The sequence below is a fragment of the Streptomyces sp. NPDC002566 genome, assembly GCF_042889585.1.
Taxonomy (GTDB): domain Bacteria; phylum Actinomycetota; class Actinomycetes; order Streptomycetales; family Streptomycetaceae; genus Streptomyces.
Map to the genome: position 1 here is coordinate 890543 of NZ_JBIARD010000001.1, position 16660 is coordinate 907202.

Annotated in this window: 5 protein-coding genes; 1 reads left to right on the forward strand and 4 read right to left on the reverse strand. The window is 71.6% G+C overall.

The annotated features are described in order from the left end of the window. Positions 1–12: 12 nt before the first annotated feature. From ACFYXA_RS03830 to ACFYXA_RS03845, 4 genes are all read right to left on the reverse strand, one after another. Complete coding sequence (locus ACFYXA_RS03830; protein WP_389027906.1) at positions 13–783, reverse strand: thioesterase II family protein; 771 nt, start codon at positions 781–783, stop codon at positions 13–15. A gap of 12 nt (positions 784–795) precedes the next feature. Then, positions 796–2529 carry an amino acid adenylation domain-containing protein gene (locus tag ACFYXA_RS03835; RefSeq protein WP_389027908.1) on the reverse strand — a complete coding sequence of 578 codons (1734 nt, stop codon included), beginning with the start codon at positions 2527–2529 and terminating at the stop codon, positions 796–798. Position 2530: 1 nt separating this feature from the next. Continuing rightward, positions 2531–3568, reverse strand: a complete 1038-nt coding sequence (locus ACFYXA_RS03840; RefSeq protein WP_389027910.1) for a TauD/TfdA family dioxygenase — start codon at positions 3566–3568, stop codon at positions 2531–2533. 100 nt (positions 3569–3668) lie between these two features. Then, a complete protein-coding gene (locus ACFYXA_RS03845; RefSeq protein ID WP_352248242.1) occupies positions 3669–3905 on the reverse strand; it encodes an MbtH family protein in 237 nt (78 codons plus the stop codon). Positions 3906–4234: 329 nt separating this feature from the next. Here ACFYXA_RS03845 and ACFYXA_RS03850 point away from each other — a divergent pair, with 329 nt between their 5' ends. Next, on the forward strand, positions 4235–16588 hold the full coding sequence (locus ACFYXA_RS03850; RefSeq protein ID WP_389027913.1) for an amino acid adenylation domain-containing protein: 12354 nt from the start codon (positions 4235–4237) through the stop codon (positions 16586–16588). The last annotated feature ends 72 nt before the right edge of the window (positions 16589–16660 follow it).

The window sequence follows — 16660 nt, forward strand, 5'->3', positions numbered from 1 at the left end:
GCCGAACCGTGTCTACCGGTTGATCGCGGCGATGTGGGTCGGCAAGGCCCGCCACACCTCGGGTGTGTAGAAGTGGCCACCGGGCAGGGAATCGTGCCGGTACGGCCCCAACGCCAACTCCCGCCACTGGGCGGGGGCGTCCGGTTCGATCACCTCGTCGTCGGCGCCGGCGAGGACCTGCAGCGGCATGGTGACCCCCGCGGCGCCGTTGTGGCGGAACGTGTCCCGCACGGCGATGTCCGCGCGCATGATCTCCACCGCCATCTCCAGCAGGTCCGGATCCTCCAGCACGTGCGCGGCGATCAGCCCGTGCGTGCGCATCCAGGTGAGCAGTTCCTCGTCGGTGTCCTGGTGGGCCGGGAACATGTCCCGCGGCGTGAGGCCACGCGCCGGAGCGTTGCACGAGGACACGACCAGGGCGTCCGGGACGGACGTGCCCCGCGCCTCCAGCCGGCTCGCCACGTCGAAGGCCATCCAGCCGCCCATGCTGTGTCCGAACAGGACGTACGGCCGGTCGCCGACCGCTGAGACGACCGTGCGGGTGGCGTCCTCCGCCAGCTCGTCCCAGGTCGTGGCGAAGTCCTCCAGGAAGCGGCCGTCGCGGCCGGGGTAGCAGATCAGTGCGACGTCCACGTCCGGCGCCACGACCTCGGCCCACGGGTGGTACGGCCCGGTCCCACCGCCGCAGAAACCCAGGCACACCAGCGTGTTGGTCGCGCCGTCAAGCTGCTTCGGGCGGATCACGGCGGTGTTCTGCCGCGCTGGTCCCAGTTGGTTCGACACGTGCTGTCTCCTCTATCGGCCGGCTGCCGAGGTCACGCCGGCGTGCGCCGACTGGACGAACTCCGCGAAGTCCCGCAGCATCGGCCGCTGGTACACGTCCCGGATGGACAGTGCGACGCCCAGCTCCTTCTTGACCCGGGCCACGACCCGGATGGCCATCAACGAGTGGGCGCCCAGCGCGAAGAAGTCGTCCTCGGCGAACACCCGGTCCTGGCCGAGGACTTCCGCCCACACCCCGGCGACGAGCTCCTCGTACTCGCCCTCCGGGAGCCGCCCGTCCGCTTGCGTGGTACCGGCGTCGGGTTCGGGGAGGAGGGAGAAGTCGATCTTCCCGTTGACGGTCAACGGGAACGCGGCGATCCGAACGAACCGTGCCGGGACCATGTGGGCCGGCAGGAGCGCGGCCACGTGGTCGCGCAGCTCGTCGAGGTCCGGGTCGCCCACGCAGTACGCGACCAGGTCGTCCGCCCGCGCGACCACGACGGCGGCACACCCGTCGCGGTATCCGGCGATGGCCGCCTCGACTTCGCCGGGCTCGATCCGGAAGCCGCGCACCTTGACCTGGCGATCGGCCCGCCCGACGAACTCCAGCGTGCCGTCCGCCCGGCGCCTGACCTCGTCACCCGTGCGGTACATCCGCCGCCCGGCACCGGCGAACGGGTCGGCGACGAACCGTTCCGCGGTCAGGCCGGGGCGGTTCACGTACCCCCGCGCGACGGCGGGGCCCGAGATGTAGAGCTCGCCGGTCACGCCCACCGGCACCTCCGCCAGGCGGTCGTCCAGCACGTGGACCTCGACACCGGGCAGCGGCGGCCCGATGTGCGGCTCGGCGCCCTCGATCGGCCCGGCCGTGGAGTCCACGGTGCACTCGGTCGGTCCGTAGAGGTTGAACGCCTCCACGCGCCCCGCCCGCCTGGCCGCGTCGAGTCGCCGCCACAGCGCGGTGGAGACGGGCTCGCCGCCCAGGTACAGATGCAGCGGGGTCGTGACCCCCTGCTCCACGGCCTCCCAGTGCGAGGGGGTGGCGTCGATGTCGGTTATCCCGTGCTCGGCCAGTGCGGCGCCGAACCGGGCGGGATCGCGCCGCTGCTCCTCGTCGAGGACGACGACCGTGTCGCCGCGGCAGACCCTGGCCCACTGCTGGACCGAGGCGTCGAACGACGCGCTCGCGTTCCAGCCGACCACGCGGTGGCCGTCCGGGTAGGCGCCGACCGCCTCGAGCCGGTGCAGCAGGGACGCCACCCCGCCTCTGGTCGCGATCACGCCCTTGGGCACGCCGGTCGAGCCCGAGGTGTAGATGACGTAGGCAGCGTCGGCAGGTGTCACGGGCACCGGCTCGGCAGCGCTTCCCGAAGCGACCGGCGTGATCACGTCGACGTCCGCGAGCCGGGTCGGCCGGTCGTCCGCCGCGACCACCAGCCGCAGGCCGGAGTCCTGGATCATGAAGGCGATCCGTTCGCCGGGGTACCGCGGGTCGAGCGGGACGTACGCCGCGCCCGCGCTCCACACGGCGAGCAGTGCGGCGACGAGGTCCACGCCCCGCTCCAGGCACACGCCGACGTGGTCGCCACGGCGCACACCGCGGTCCCGTAGGGCGCCGGCGAGGCCCGCGACCCACGCGGCGAGGTCGGCGAACGTGACGGACGCGTCCGCGGACCGGACGGCGGCACGGTCCGGCGCCGCCTCGACGGACTGCAGGAACCGGGCCAGCGGGTCGTCATCCTGTGCGATGAGGTTCGTGGTCATCTCAGACGAACCTCGCCTCGGCCGGAACGGTCGGCAGGCAGTCCCGCACGGAGACCGGATCGCCCATGGCGACGACGATGCGCCGGTCGCCCCGGAACCGCTCCCTTCCGTGTGCGGCAAGGATGTTGTCGACCATCATCACGTCACCCGGCTGCCAGGACCGCCGCATGGTCGCGCCCGCGTACGCGGCGTCGATGGCCGCGAGGTCCTCCTTGGTGACCGGTTCGCCGTCGCCGAAGGACGTCTCGAACGGGAGTCCGTCCGCGCCGAACTCGTCCACGAGCGACTCGCGGATCTCCTCGTCCAGCGACCACGAGTTCCAGAACGCCATGTGGTTGAACCACACTTCGTCGCCGGTGTGCGGGTGGGTGATCACCCCGGCACGGATCTGGCTGGTGCTCAGGTCGTCGCCTGACCAGCGCGCGGCGATCAGGTTCTCGGCGCAGTACGCCTCCACCTGTGCGCTCCGGTCGGTGGCGAAGGCGGTGCGCCAGTCCAGGGACACCAGGTCGGAGTAGTTGCGGCGCAGGGCCCAGCCCGAGGAGCGCATGCGCCGTACCAGGTGTTCCGGTATGTCGCGTAACACCGCCCGGCAGTCCGCGACCGGGGTCGCGCCGCCCTCCGCCGGTGCGGTGAGGCAGCAGAACACCAGCGTTCCCGGGAAGTCGAGGGTGTAGCTGTTCTCGTTGTGCATCCGGATGGGCTGTGCCGGCGGCAGGTCGGTCGAGGAGAACACGTCATCGCCATAGCTGTGCCTCGGCGTGGCCTTCTCCCGGTACGGGGTGCGCTGCGGAACGAGCTGGTCGCGGACAGCGCCGAAGTCCTGCACGTCGCGCACCGGCAGGCCGCGCAGGTACAGCACCCCTTGGGACCGCATCGCGGCACGGAGTTCGTCGTCGACCGAGCGCAGCCAGTCCAGCGCGTCGGCGAGTGTGGACAGCTCAGGGGTGACGACCATGGGCGGCGCCCCGGCTTCGAGTCGGATGTCGAGCTTGCGGTCGAGTTGCTTTGCGCCCCGTTGATCGGGAGCATTATTCATCTGATGCCGAACCCTTCCGGAGTGGGGGAACTCGCATGGGCGTGGCCTGAAACGGGCCGTGGCGTGAAATCGTCGGCATGCGCCGAAGGGGCGGCAGCCCTCAAATCGCCCGGCTAATTCTCCGGTCGTCGTCACGCAGAGCGTGGAGGAGCGATTTCGGCCGCAGGTCTGTCCAATTCTGATCGATGTAGCCGAGGCAGGTGTCCCGCGCGTCAGGTCCGTGGACCACGCTCCAACCAGCCGGAACATCCACGAACTGGGGCCACAGTGAGTGCTGCCCCTCGTCGTTGACCAGCACCAGGAATTGGCCGTCCGCACTGTCGAAAGGATTCGTCAACTTGGCTTTCCTCTGTCGAGGGACGTCGCTTTCGCAACTCACACTAGGCACAACCAACTTCATCTGGCAACCACTTTATTGATCTTGACGTTATCGATTCGGGTCCTTACGTTGAGTTCGGAGTCAGAGGCCATGGCTTCCGCAAACCTGCCTATGGCGCGCCCTGGGCATGTGAGGCCTGAACAGCCACTTCTGGCGAAATGTCAGCCGTCGACCGCACGCATCGTTGAAACCGATTTCGGCGTGCCTGAGGTCGGCGTCCGTTACTTCGGGGTAAGGACGTGAAGGCGATGGCCAGGCTGCCGAGGCTGCCACAAACACAGCGCACGGTGAGGGAGACCGCCGGAGCGAACGCAAATCGGCCGTCCGGAGCGGGAAGCGCGACCCGCACTCTGTCTCCGGACCTGGTCGACGCGGCCCGGTCGGTGGCGGCGGAACACGACGCGGAGCTGTTCTCCGTGCTGTCGGCCGCTTTCGTGGCGGTCCTGGCCAGGTACGGCGAGGCCGAGCGGATCGAGCTCGGTGGTGCGCCCGGTGAGCTGCTGGCCGTCACGCCCGGCCGCGACGACACGTTCGCCGACCTCGTCCGGACCGTCCGGCTGACCGGTCGTCAGCAGGTCGAAGACGACCGGTACCGGGCCGCTGACGCGGTGTTCCGACAGGCGGACGGAACCGCGGACCCGTCGGAGCACCAACTGGTCGTCGAGGTCCGGCAGTCGTCCGAGGAGGTCCACCTCGACGTGTCCTTCGACGCCGGGGCGTTCGACCACGGGACGGTCGAGCGCCTGCTCGGGCACTTCGCCACCCTGCTGACCGCCTGCGTCGCCGATCCCGGCATCCGCCCGCGGGCCGAGGCGCCTTTGCTCACGGCGGCGGAGCAGCAGCGGATGCTGGTGGAGTGGAACGCCACCGCGTCCGAGTTCGACCACGACCGCACCCTGCACGCATGTGTGGCCGAGCGGCTCGAGACCGATCCCGACGGTGTGGCGCTGATCCACCGCGGGACGACCTGGACCGCCGCCGAGGTCGACAAGGCGGCCAATCGGCTCGCCCACCGGCTCAGGGCCCTCGGTGTCGGCCGCGGCGGCCGTGTCGCGATGTGCCTTGACCGGGGCCCGAACCTGATGGTCGCGATCCTGGGCATCCTCAAGGCGGGCGCCGCGTACGTACCCCTGGACGCCGACTACCCCGTCGAACGCCTGGCGTTCATGATGGAGGCCTCCGACTCCCACGTCCTCGTCACGGAATCCCCGCTGTCGCCGCGCCTGCCCCGGTCCGGCGTCCCGGTGATCCTCATGGACCGGGACGCCGCGGAACTCGAGCAACTGCCCGACCACGCCCCCGAGGAGGTCGCCGGTCCGGACGACCTCTGCTACATCATCTTCACCTCCGGCTCCACCGGCCGGCCCAAGGGGATCGCCATCCGGCACCGGGGCGTCGTCAACAACCTGCTGGACATCAGTGCCACCGCCGGGGTCGGCGCCGAGGACCGGGTGATCGCTCTGTCCTCACCGAGCTTCGACATGTCGGTCTACGAGCTCCTGGGGATCGCCGTGGCCGGCGGCGCGGTGGTGTTCCCGGACCCGGGCCGCACCAAGGACCCGGCGCACTGGCACGACCTGGTCCACAAGCACGACGTCACCGTCTGGAACTCCGCGCCCTCCCTCCTCGAGCTCTACGTCGAACACGTGCGGTCCCTCGGCGAACAGACCGGGATCCGGACCGTGATCCTGGGCGGGGACTGGAGCATGCCGGACCTCCCCCAGCGCCTCGAGCCCCTTGCCCCCGGCATCAAGGTCTTCGTCTTCGGCGGATTCGCCGAGGTGTCCATCTCCTCCACGTGGTTCCTGGCAGGGGATCCGCTGCCAGGCTGGGCCAGCATCCCGTTCGGGCGGCCGATGGCCGGCCAGCGGCTCTACGTGCTGGACTCGGAACGCCAGCCGGTCCCCGTCGGTGTGACGGGGCAGATCCACATGGCGGGCCTCGGCCTTGCCCAGGGGTACTACGGCAACCCCGAGCTGACCGCGGCCAAGTTCTTCGAGTGGTCGCACGGCCCGGTACAGGGGGAGCGCCTCTACAGCACCGGCGACCTGGCCAGGTTCCACCCCGACGGCCTGGTGGAGCTGATCGGGCGGATCGACCATCAGGTCAAGATCCGCGGAGTCCGCGTCGAGCTCGGCGAGGTCGAGTCCGTGCTCCGCGAGGACCCCTCGGTCGCCCGGGCCGTGGTGGTCGCCGGGGAGGACACCTCCGGTGAACGCCGCCTGGTCGGCTACGTGGTGGCGCGGGACGGCGCCGAGGTCGACCCGGCGGCGCTGCGGCGCGCGGTCCGCACCTGGCTGCCCGAGCAGATGGTGCCGTCCGCCATCGTGGTCCTGGACGCACTGCCGATCAGTCCGAACGGGAAGGTCGACCGGAAGGCGCTGCCGGCGCCCACGTACACGGCCGCGGGCGGCCGGGAACCGAGGGACTCCACGGAGCAGGAGCTGTGCGCGCTCTTCGCCGAGCTGCTCGGCATCGACCGCGTCGGTATCGACGACAGCTTCTTCGACCTCGGCGGGAACTCGCTGCACGGAATCCGGCTCGTCCGGCGGCTGCGGGCGCGGTTCGACGCGGAGCTGTCGATCAGGACCCTGTTCGACGCACCCACCGTCGCGGAGCTCGCGGCCAGGGTCGGAGGGCGGGCCGGGAGCCGCCGCGCGCCCCTCACGCCGGTCGAGCGCCCGGACCCGCTGCCGCTCTCCCTGGCACAGCAACGGCTCTGGTTCATCGAGCAGCTCAACGGGCCGTCGGCGATGTACAACATCCCGTTCAGCTTCCGGATCACCGGGCCGGTCGACACCGAGGCGCTGATCGGCGCCCTGCGGGACCTGGTAGTCCGTCACGAGTCCCTCCGTACGGTGTTCGTGGCCGAGGACGGGGTGCCGGCCCAGCGGATCGTCGCCGCCCCGGCCGTCGCCGACCTCGTCCGGCATGTGCGCCTGCCCGCCGAAGAGCTGGACGCGGCCGTCCGGTCGGCCGCACGGCACGCGTTCGACCTCGCCACGCAAGTCCCCTTCCGGGCATGGCTGTTCGAGTCGGGCCCGGAGCACCACCACCTGTTGATCGTCGTCCACCACATCGCGGGCGACGGCTGGTCGATGCGACCGCTCGCTGACGACCTCACGACCGCGTACGCGGCCCGGTGCGCGGGCCGGGAACCCGACTGGGCGCCGCTGCCGGTCCAGTACGCCGACTACACCCTGTGGCAGCGCGAGACCCTCGGCGCGGCGGACGCCCCCGGCGCCCCTCTGCACCGCCAGGTCCGCTACTGGGAGGACCGGCTGGCCGGCCTGCCCGAGCGCGTCGGCTTCCCCGCCGACCGCCCGCGCCCGGCCGTGGCATCTCAGGACAGCGCGACGGTGCCGCTGAACATCCCGGCCGAGCTGCACCAGCGCCTCACCGACCTGGGCCGCCGCACCGGCACCACCCTGTTCATGATCCTCCACGCGAGCCTGGCGGCCCTGCTCACCCGCTCCGGCGCCGGAACCGACATCGCGGTGGGCACCGTCGCGGCCGGCCGCACCGAGGAAGAGGTCGACGATCTCATCGGCTTCTTCGTCAACACCCTGGTCATCCGCACCAGCACCGCGGACGACCCGCGGTTCGTCGACCTGCTCGACCGGGTGCGGGAGACGTGCATCGGCGCCGACGAGCACCAGGACCTGCCCTTCGACCGGCTCGTCGAGGTGCTCAACCCGGCGCGCTCGACCGCGCACCACCCGCTGTACCAGGTCAGCCTCACGCTTCAGAACATGCCGGACGCCCGGATCGCCCTTCCCGGCGCGGAGGTCACCGGGGGGATCCTGCCCACCGGCAAGCTGCTGACCGACGTGCACTTCGACATCACCGAGACCTGGACCGGCGACGCGCGGCCGGCCGGTGTCCGTTTAGTGGCGCACTACGCCACGGACCTGTTCGAGGCCGAGACGGTCCGCACCCTGCTCCACCGCTGGATCGCGGTCCTGGAACAGGCCGCCGGGCACCCCGCGATCCGGGTCGGCGAGTTCGCCGCGCTCGGCGCGGACGAGCCCGCGGGTCTGCCGGTGCCGACGAGCGAGGCCGCGCCGGACCACGCCCCTGCGGGCGCCGGCCGAGCCCCGCGTGACGGCCAGGAAGCGCTGCTGTGCCGGTTGTTCGGCGAGATCCTCGGCGTCGACCGGGTGTCGATCGACGACAACTTCTTCGCGCTCGGCGGCCACTCGCTGCTCGCCACCCGGCTGGTGAGCCGGATCCGCGCGGTCACCGGTGCCGGACTGCGGGTGCGTCAGCTGTTCGAGGCGCCCACGGTCGCCGAGCTCGTGACCCGGCTGCGGGACGGCGCACCGGCCCGCGAGCCGCTGGCACCGCGGGTCCGCCCCGACCGCATCCCGCTGTCGTACGCCCAGCGCCGCCTGTGGTTCCAGGACCGGTTGCAGGGACCGTCGGCGACGTACAACATGCCCCTCGCGTTGCGGCTCGACGGGCAGCTCGACCCCGCCGCGCTGGAAGGCGCCCTCGGCGACATCATCCGTCGCCACGAATCCCTGCGGACCGTCTACCCCGACCTCGAGGGGTCCCCGGAACAGCTCATCGTCCCGGCGGACGAGGCGCTCGTCGAGCTCGACTGCCGGCACGTGAGCGCCGAGGACCTGGAGGGCGCGCTGCTGGCGGCGTCCAAGCACATGTTCGACCTGGCCAAGGACCTGCCGCTGCGCGCCTGGCTGTTCGACGTGGCGCAGGACCGGCACGTGCTGCTGATCATCGTTCACCACATCGCCGGCGACGGCTGGTCGCTGGTCCCGCTCGCCAGGGACCTGATGGCCGCGTACTCGGCGCGGCGGGCGGACACCGAGCCCGACTGGGCGCCCCTGCCGATCCAGTACGCCGACTACACCCTGTGGCAGTTGGAGACGCTGGGCTCCGGCGACGACCGGACGAGCGTGATGTCCCGGCAGGTCAACTACTGGACCGAGCACCTCGCAGGGCTTCCCGAGGTCGTGACGTACCCGCCGGACCGGCCCCGACCCGCGATCGCCTCCTACGAGGGCGCGATGGAGTGCTTCGAGCTGCCCGCCGAGCTGCACCGCGACCTGGTCGCTCTGGCGCAGGGCTCGGGCGCCACCCTGTTCATGGTGGTGCAGGCCGCGATGGCCGCCCTGCTGACCAGGATGGGCGCGGGCACCGACACCGCCGTCGGCGCGCCGATCGCGGGCCGGCTCGACAACGGCCTCGACGACCTCGTCGGGTTCTTCGTGAACACCCTGGTCATCAGGACCGACACCAGCGGCGACCCGACCTTCGCCGAACTGCTGCGGCGGGTCAGGGAGACCTGCCTGGTGGCCTACGAGCACCAGGACGTGCCGTTCGACCACCTGGTGGAGAGGGTCAACCCGCGCCGGTCGGCCGCGCACCACCCGCTCTTCCAGGTCATCCTGGCCGTGCAGAACAACAAGGAGCCGGAGTTCGCCCTGGCGGACCTGGACGTCGCCTTCGACGCGCCGCCGACCGGGCGCACGCAGTTCGACCTGCACGTCGACCTGTTCGAGCGGTTCGACGACGGCGGTCAGCCGGCCGGCCTGACCTGCAACATCGACTACGCGACCGACCTCTACGACGCCGGGACCGTCGTCCGTCTCTTCGAGCGTTGGCGACGAGTGCTCGCCCGGGCCGCGGCCGCCCCGGACACGCGCCTGAGCGCACTGCCCCTGCTCGACGCCGCCGAACGAGCGGAGCTGCTCGTCGAGCGCAACGACACCGCCCACCCGATCGTGGACGCCGCGCTGCCCGAGCTGTTCGCCGCCCAGGTCCGCAGGGTCCCGGACGCGGTCGCAGTGGTGTCCGAGCGGGGGGAGTGGACCTACCGGCAGTTGGACGAGCAGGCCGAGCGGGTCGCGAGGTGGCTGCTCGCCCGCGGCACGCGGCCGGAGGATCTGGTCGGGGTCGCCCTGCCTCGCTCGGCGGAGTTGCTCGCCGTTCTGCTCGGCGTCCTCAAGGCCGGGGCCGCGTACCTCCCCGTCGACCTCGCCTATCCGGACGGGCGCATCCACGACATGGTGACCGATGCGCGTCCGGTGTGCACCATCACGGCCACCGACGCGGTCACCAGGTTCGCCGGGCTGGTACCCGGTGCGCACGCGGCCTCGGCCCGGTCCGTCCTGGACGACCCCGCTGACGACGGCCGGCCGGTCGCGCAGCCGGTCCGGCCGGGCCAGCTGGCCTATGTCATGTATACGTCCGGCTCCACCGGCAGGCCCAAGGGCATCGCGACGACGCACCGCAACATCGCCGAGTTGGTGCAGGATCCGGTGTGGGACAGCGGGCACAGCCGGGTCCTGGCCCACTCCCCGCACGTGTTCGACGCCTCCACGTACGAGATCTGGGTCCCGCTCTGCACGGGCGGAACGGTGGTGCTCGCTCCGCCGGGCGCCTCCGACCCCGGCGTGCTGACCAGGTGCATCGAGGAGAACGACGTCACCGCGGTGTGGATGACGGCGGCGCTGTTCACCGTGGTCGCCGCGGAGTACCCGGAGCGCCTGCGCACCCTCACCGAGATCTGGTCGGGCGGCGACGTCGTACCGGCCTCGGCGGTCGCCCTGGTCCGCGCGGCGGCGCCGGCGACCAGGATCGTCGACGGCTACGGGCCGACCGAGACCACGACGTTCGTCCTGCGCTTCCCGATCGGGGCCGACTTCGACCTCGCGGCGGGCGTCCCGGTCGGCCGGCCGCTGGCCAACACCAGGGTGTACGTCCTCGACGGGGCGCTGGAACCGGTGGCGGACGGCGTCACGGGCGAGCTGTACGTCGGGGGCGCGGGCCTGGCCCGGGGCTACCTGGGGCGGGCCGGACTGACCGCCGAGCGGTTCGTCGCCGACCCGTTCGGGCCGCCCGGGTCGCGGATGTACCGGACCGGGGACGTGGTCCGGTGGTCCGCCGAGCGGCAGATCGAGTTCGTCGGCCGGGCCGACGACCAGGTGAAGCTGCGCGGCCACCGGATCGAGCCCGGCGAGGTCGAGTCGGTGCTGCGGGAGGACCCGGCGGTCCTGTCCGCCACCGTGGTGGTGCGCGAGGACGTGCCGGGGGACCGCAGGCTCGTCGGCTACGTCGTGCCCATGCCGGAAGCGGACGCCGACACGAGCGACTTCGTGGCCGACTGGGAGGCGACTTACGAGACCCTCTACGGGGACGAGGACGCCGCCGGGTTCGGCGCGGACTTCTCCGGGTGGAACAGCTCCTACACCGGCGGGCCGATCCCGCTCGACGAGATGCGGGAGTGGCAGGCCGCCACCGTCGGCCGCATCCTCGAGTTGCCCCCGGGGAACGTGCTGGAGATCGGCGTCGGCACGGGGCTGTTGCTCAGCGAGCTGCTGCCGCACGTGGAGTCCTACTGGGCCACGGACCTCTCGTCCTCGGTGATCGCCCGGCTGACGCGTCAGCTGCGCGACACCGAGTGGGCCGACCGCACCCACCTGTCCGCGCGCGGCGCGGACGACTTGGACGGCTTGCCGGCCGGGCACTTCGACACCGTCGTGATCAACTCCGTGATCCAGTACTTCCCGTCCGGCGACTACCTCGCCCGCGTGCTCGAAGGCGCCCTGGCACTGCTGCGGCCCGGCGGGCGGATCTTCGTCGGGGACGTCCGCAACCAGATGTCGGTGCGCGCGTTCCACGTCGCGGTCCAGGCAAGCCGACTGGGCCAGGACACCGACGCCAAGCGTGTGCTGGAGGCGGCCGACTCGGACGTGCGACTGGAACGGGAGCTCACCGTCGCCCCCGGCTTCTTCACGGAGCTGGCCGGGCGCTCCGACGTCGGCGGTGTCGACGTCCGGTTGAAGCGGGCTCGGGGCCACAACGAGATGTCCCTGCACCGCTATGACGTGACGTTGTACAAGGCTCCCGTCCGGTCGCACCCGGTGGCGGACCTGCCCGAGGTGCCGTGGCCCGGCGGTGGTCTCGACACCGTCGAGGCGATCGTCGCGGCCCACGACGGCACGGTCCGGATCCGCGGCGTTCACAACGCCCGGGTGGCGGCGGAGTGGCACACCCTGCGGTCGCTGGAGGACGCGGCGCCCGGAGCCCGGCTCGCGGACCTTCCCCCGGCCGACATCCGGCACGCGCTCGATCCCGAAACGCTGCACGAATGGGGTGCCGCGACCGGCCGGACGGTCGTCACCACCTACTCCGGGGACCGCTCCGACCTGCTCGACGTCGTGGTCCTGCCGGGAGACCTGGCGACCACGCCGCTCGACGGGACCTGGCAGGCCGAACCGTGCCCGGGCGCCCTGGTCAACACGCCGACCCGGACGATGGCGGCGGGCAAGCTCATCAAGGTCCTGCGCACCAGGCTGGCCGAGCGGCTGCCGGAGTACATGGTGCCCTCGACCCTGATGCTGATCGACACGATCCCCATGACCACCAACGGCAAGGTCGACCGTCGCGCTCTGCCCGCCCCCGCCTACACCGGCGACGGCTCCGGGCGCAGCCCGCGCGACGACCGTGAGGCCATGCTCTGCGACCTGTTCACCGAGGTGCTCGGCGTCGACCGCGTCACCATCGACGACAGCTTCTTCGACCTGGGCGGCCACTCCCTGCTCGCCACCCGGCTGGTCAGCCGGGTCCGCACCACCCTGGGCATCGAACTTCCGGTCCGGGCGCTGTTCGAGGCGCCGAGCGTGGCCGAACTCGCCCAGCGCCTGACCGGTGGGGAGAGGGCCAGGCCGGCGCTGGTCCGAGCCGACCGGCCCGAGGTCCTCCCGCTGTCATACGCGCAGCAGCGGATCTGGTTCGAGAACAGCCTCGAAGGCCCGTCCCCGACGTACAACATGCCGTTCGCGTTCCGTCTCACCGGCGGGCTCGACACTCAGGCGCTGCGCGCCGCCCTGGACGACCTGGTCGCGCGGCACGAACCGCTGCGCACCACCTTCCCCGTGTGGGACGGAACCCCCGAACAGCGGGTCGTCCCCGGCGCCGACGCCGTGGCGCCGTTCACCGAGGTCACGGTGGCGGGCCCGGATCTGACGGCACGGCTCTCCGCGGCCGCCCGGCACGAGTTCGACCTGGCCGCCGAGATCCCGATCCGGACGTGGCTGTTCCACACCGGCCCCGACGAACACGTGCTGCTGATCCTCATCCACCACATCGCCGCCGACGGCTGGTCGATGGGCCCGCTTGCCCGTGACCTGGTGACCGCCTACACGGCACGCCGCTCCGAGAGCGCGCCGTCGTGGGACGCGTTGCCCGTCGACTACGCCGACTACACGCTGTGGCAGCGGCGGCTGCTGGGCGACCCCGGCGATCCGGACAGTGAGTTCGCCCGGCAACTGGGCTACTGGACGGCCCAGCTCGCGGACTTGCCGGACGTCGTCAGCTTCCCCACCGACCGGCCGCGGCACGCGGCCACATCGCACCTGGGCGAGACCCTCTGGATCGAGGTGCCCGCTCAGGTGCACCGCGGGCTCGCGGACCTGGCCCGCAGCCAGGGCGCGACGACGTTCATGGTGTTGCAGGCGGCCATGGCGGCACTGCTCACCCGGTACGGCGCGGGCACCGACATCGCGATCGGCACCGGCATCGCGGGCCGCACGGACGAGGCGCTGGAGGACCTGGTCGGGTTCTTCGTCAACACCCTGGTCATGCGTACCGACACCGCGGGCGACCCGCGGTTCGTCGACCTGGTCGCCCAGGCCCGCGAGACCGGCATCGCCGCGTACGAGCACCAGGACCTGCCCTTCGACCAGGTGGTGGAGAGGCTCAACCCGGAGCGCTCGCCGTCGCGGCACCCGCTGTTCCAGGTCGCCTTCTTCCTGCAGAACAGCCCGGTCGAGCGGTTCACCCTGCCCGGGATGGAGCTGGAGGTGCAGGAGGCTCCCACCGGAAACTCGGTGTTCGACCTGTTCTTCAGCGTCTCCGAGCGACCGGACCGGGGCGGCCTCGACGTCATGGTCCAGTACCGCACGGAGCTGTTCGACGCGGCGACCATCGACCGGATCGTCTCCCGGTGGACGGCCGTGCTCGACTTCGTCCTGGAACACCCCGGGGCCACGCTGTCGAAGATCGAGATCGTCTCGCCGGACGAGCGGGACGAGCTGCTCGGCAAGCGCAACGCCACGGAGGTCGTGTACCCGGAGGAGACCGTGGCCTCGATGATCGAGGAGCGTGCCCGGGAGATGGCGGACGCGCCGGCGGTGGAGGACGAGTCCACGGTGCTGACCTACCGTGAACTCAACAGCCGGGCGAACCGGTTGGCGCGACTGATGCGGGACCGCGGGATTCACCCGGAGGACCGCGTCGCCGTCCACCTGACCCGGACCCTGGACCTGATCGTCGCGATGACGGCGCTGACGAAGCTCGGCGCCACCTATCTGCCGCTGGATCCCGCGTACCCGGACGACCGATTGGCGTACCTGATCGACGACGCCCGTCCCCGGCTGTGCCTGACCACCGGGCGGCCCGCCGACGTGCTGCTCGGACTGGACACGATCGCGCTCGACGACGGCGAGACAGTGACGGCGCTGGCCGGGCAGTCCGACGAGGACCTGGGCTCGGCGCCGTGCCACCCCGAGCAGACCGTCTACATCATCTACACCTCGGGCTCCACCGGCCGCCCCAAGGGCGTCATGGTGCCGCACCGGGCACTGCACAAGCTCGTGCAGGAGTACCGTGCCCTGATGCCCCGCGGCCGGCGCGTCGCCCAGTTCGCGGCCGCCAGCTTCGATGTGTCCCTCCAGGAGGTCTACACGACGCTGGCGGCGGGCGGAACGGTGGTGCTGTGTCCGGACGACGTGCGGCGCGACCCGGCGGCCCTGGGCGCCTGGGTCACCCGTCGGTCTGTCACCGAGCTGCACCTGCCCAACATCGCGCTCCAGGCGCTGGTCGACGCGCTCCCCGGGACCGAGGACGACCTGGCCCCGTTGACCCACGTCATCCAGGCGGGCGAGGCCATGGCCCACTCGGAGTCGCTGCGCCGCGCCCTCGCCCGCAACCGCGGACTGACCGTGCACAACGAGTACGGTCCGACTGAGGCGGGCATCGTCGTCATCGCGTGGCGCGGGCGGGAGCTGCCGCCGTCGAGCCCCGAGGTGCCGATCGGCCGGCCGATGGCGAACGTGCGGGTGTATGTGCTGGACCCGTGGCTGAACCCGGTGGTCGACGGCGTGGTCGGGGAGTTGTACATCGCGGGCACGACCCTGGCCAACGGCTATGTGGGGCAGAGCGGGCTGAGCGCGTCCCGGTTCGTGGCCGATCCCTTCGGGCCGCCCGGTTCGCGCATGTACCGTACCGGCGACCTGGTCCGGTGGAACGCCTCCGCCGAGCTGGAGTTCCTGGGGCGGGTGGACGACCAGGTGAAGATCCGCGGCTTCCGGGTCGAACCGGGCGAGGTCGAGGCGGCGCTGCGCGAGGAGCCGGCGGTGGCCGCGGCCGCGGTGACCGTCCGCGAGGACGCGCCAGGAGACCGCCGGCTGGTCGGGTACGTCGTCCCCCCACCGGGCGGATCGATCGACACCCTTGCGCTGCGCCGGTCACTGGAGCGACGGCTGCCGGCGCATCTGGTGCCGTCGGCCCTGGTGGAGATCGAGGCGATCCCCGTCACGCAGAACGGGAAGCTCGACCGGCGCGCGCTGCCCGAGCCGAGCCGCACGAGCGGTCAGGCCGGCCGCGGCCCCAGGGACGACCGCGAGGCCGCGCTCTGCGGACTGTTCGCCGAGGTGCTCGGGATCGACGAGGTGACCATCGACGACAGTTTCTTCGAGCTCGGCGGCCACTCCCTGCTGGCGGCCCGGTTGACGGGCCGGGTCCAGTCGGCCCTCGGCATCGGACTGCCGGTCCGTGTGCTGTTCGAGACGCCCACGGTCGCCGGGATCACCGCCCACCTCGACGGCACCACCGGCCGCGACGCCTACGCCCCGGTCCTCACCCTGCGCGCGGAGGGCTCTGCCGCCCCCCTGTTCTGCGTCCACCCGGCGGGCGGCCTCAGCTGGCCCTACGCCGGTCTGCTGCCGCACGTCGACCGCACTGTTCCGGTCTTCGGCCTCCAGGCGGACGGCGTCTCGACGACACCGGCCGGGTACGCGAGTCTGGAACACATGGCCGCGGTCTACGCGGACCGCATCACCCGCACCCACCGCGGCCCGATCCATCTCCTCGGCTGGTCCTTCGGCGGCAAACTGGCCCACGCCACGGCGGTGCACATGCAATCCCTCGGCATCGAGGTCTCGTCCCTGACCATCATCGACTCGAACCCGAACGAATCGGCACACCACCGGGAGAACGTGTACGTCGACATCCTCGGCATGCTCGGCCTCGACCGCGACGAAATCGACGACTCGATGCTGGAGTACGAAGGCTTCACCGCCGCCCTTCGCGCCCGAGCCACTCCGCTGTCCGAACTCACGCGTGACCAGGTGGCCAATCTCGCCGAGATCATGGCCCGCAACCTGGCGCTGGCCGACCGGCAGAGCAGCGGAGTCTTCCGCGGCCGCACCACCGTGGTCGCGTCCAGCACCACACTGGACACCACCGCGGTCGGCGCGGAGGCATGGGCGCCCTGTCTCTCCGACGAACCCGACTTCCACGTCGTCGACTTCGCGCATCTCCATCTCATGACCCCCGAAGCCCTCAAGATCATCGGTCCGTTGGTGAACACCACCCTCACCCGACAACCCTGACCAGGAGCCGCGGCCGCCGTACCCACGGCGGCCGGCGGTTCTCCTCTGAACCTGGCTGTGGTGTCGGGTGTT

Coding starts and splice junctions, on each gene's coding strand:
- ACFYXA_RS03835 (WP_389027908.1), bottom strand. CDS start 2,529: ATGACCACGAACCTCATCGCACAGGATGACGACCCGCTGGCCCGGTTC.
- ACFYXA_RS03840 (WP_389027910.1), bottom strand. CDS start 3,568: ATGAATAATGCTCCCGATCAACGGGGCGCAAAGCAACTCGACCGCAAG.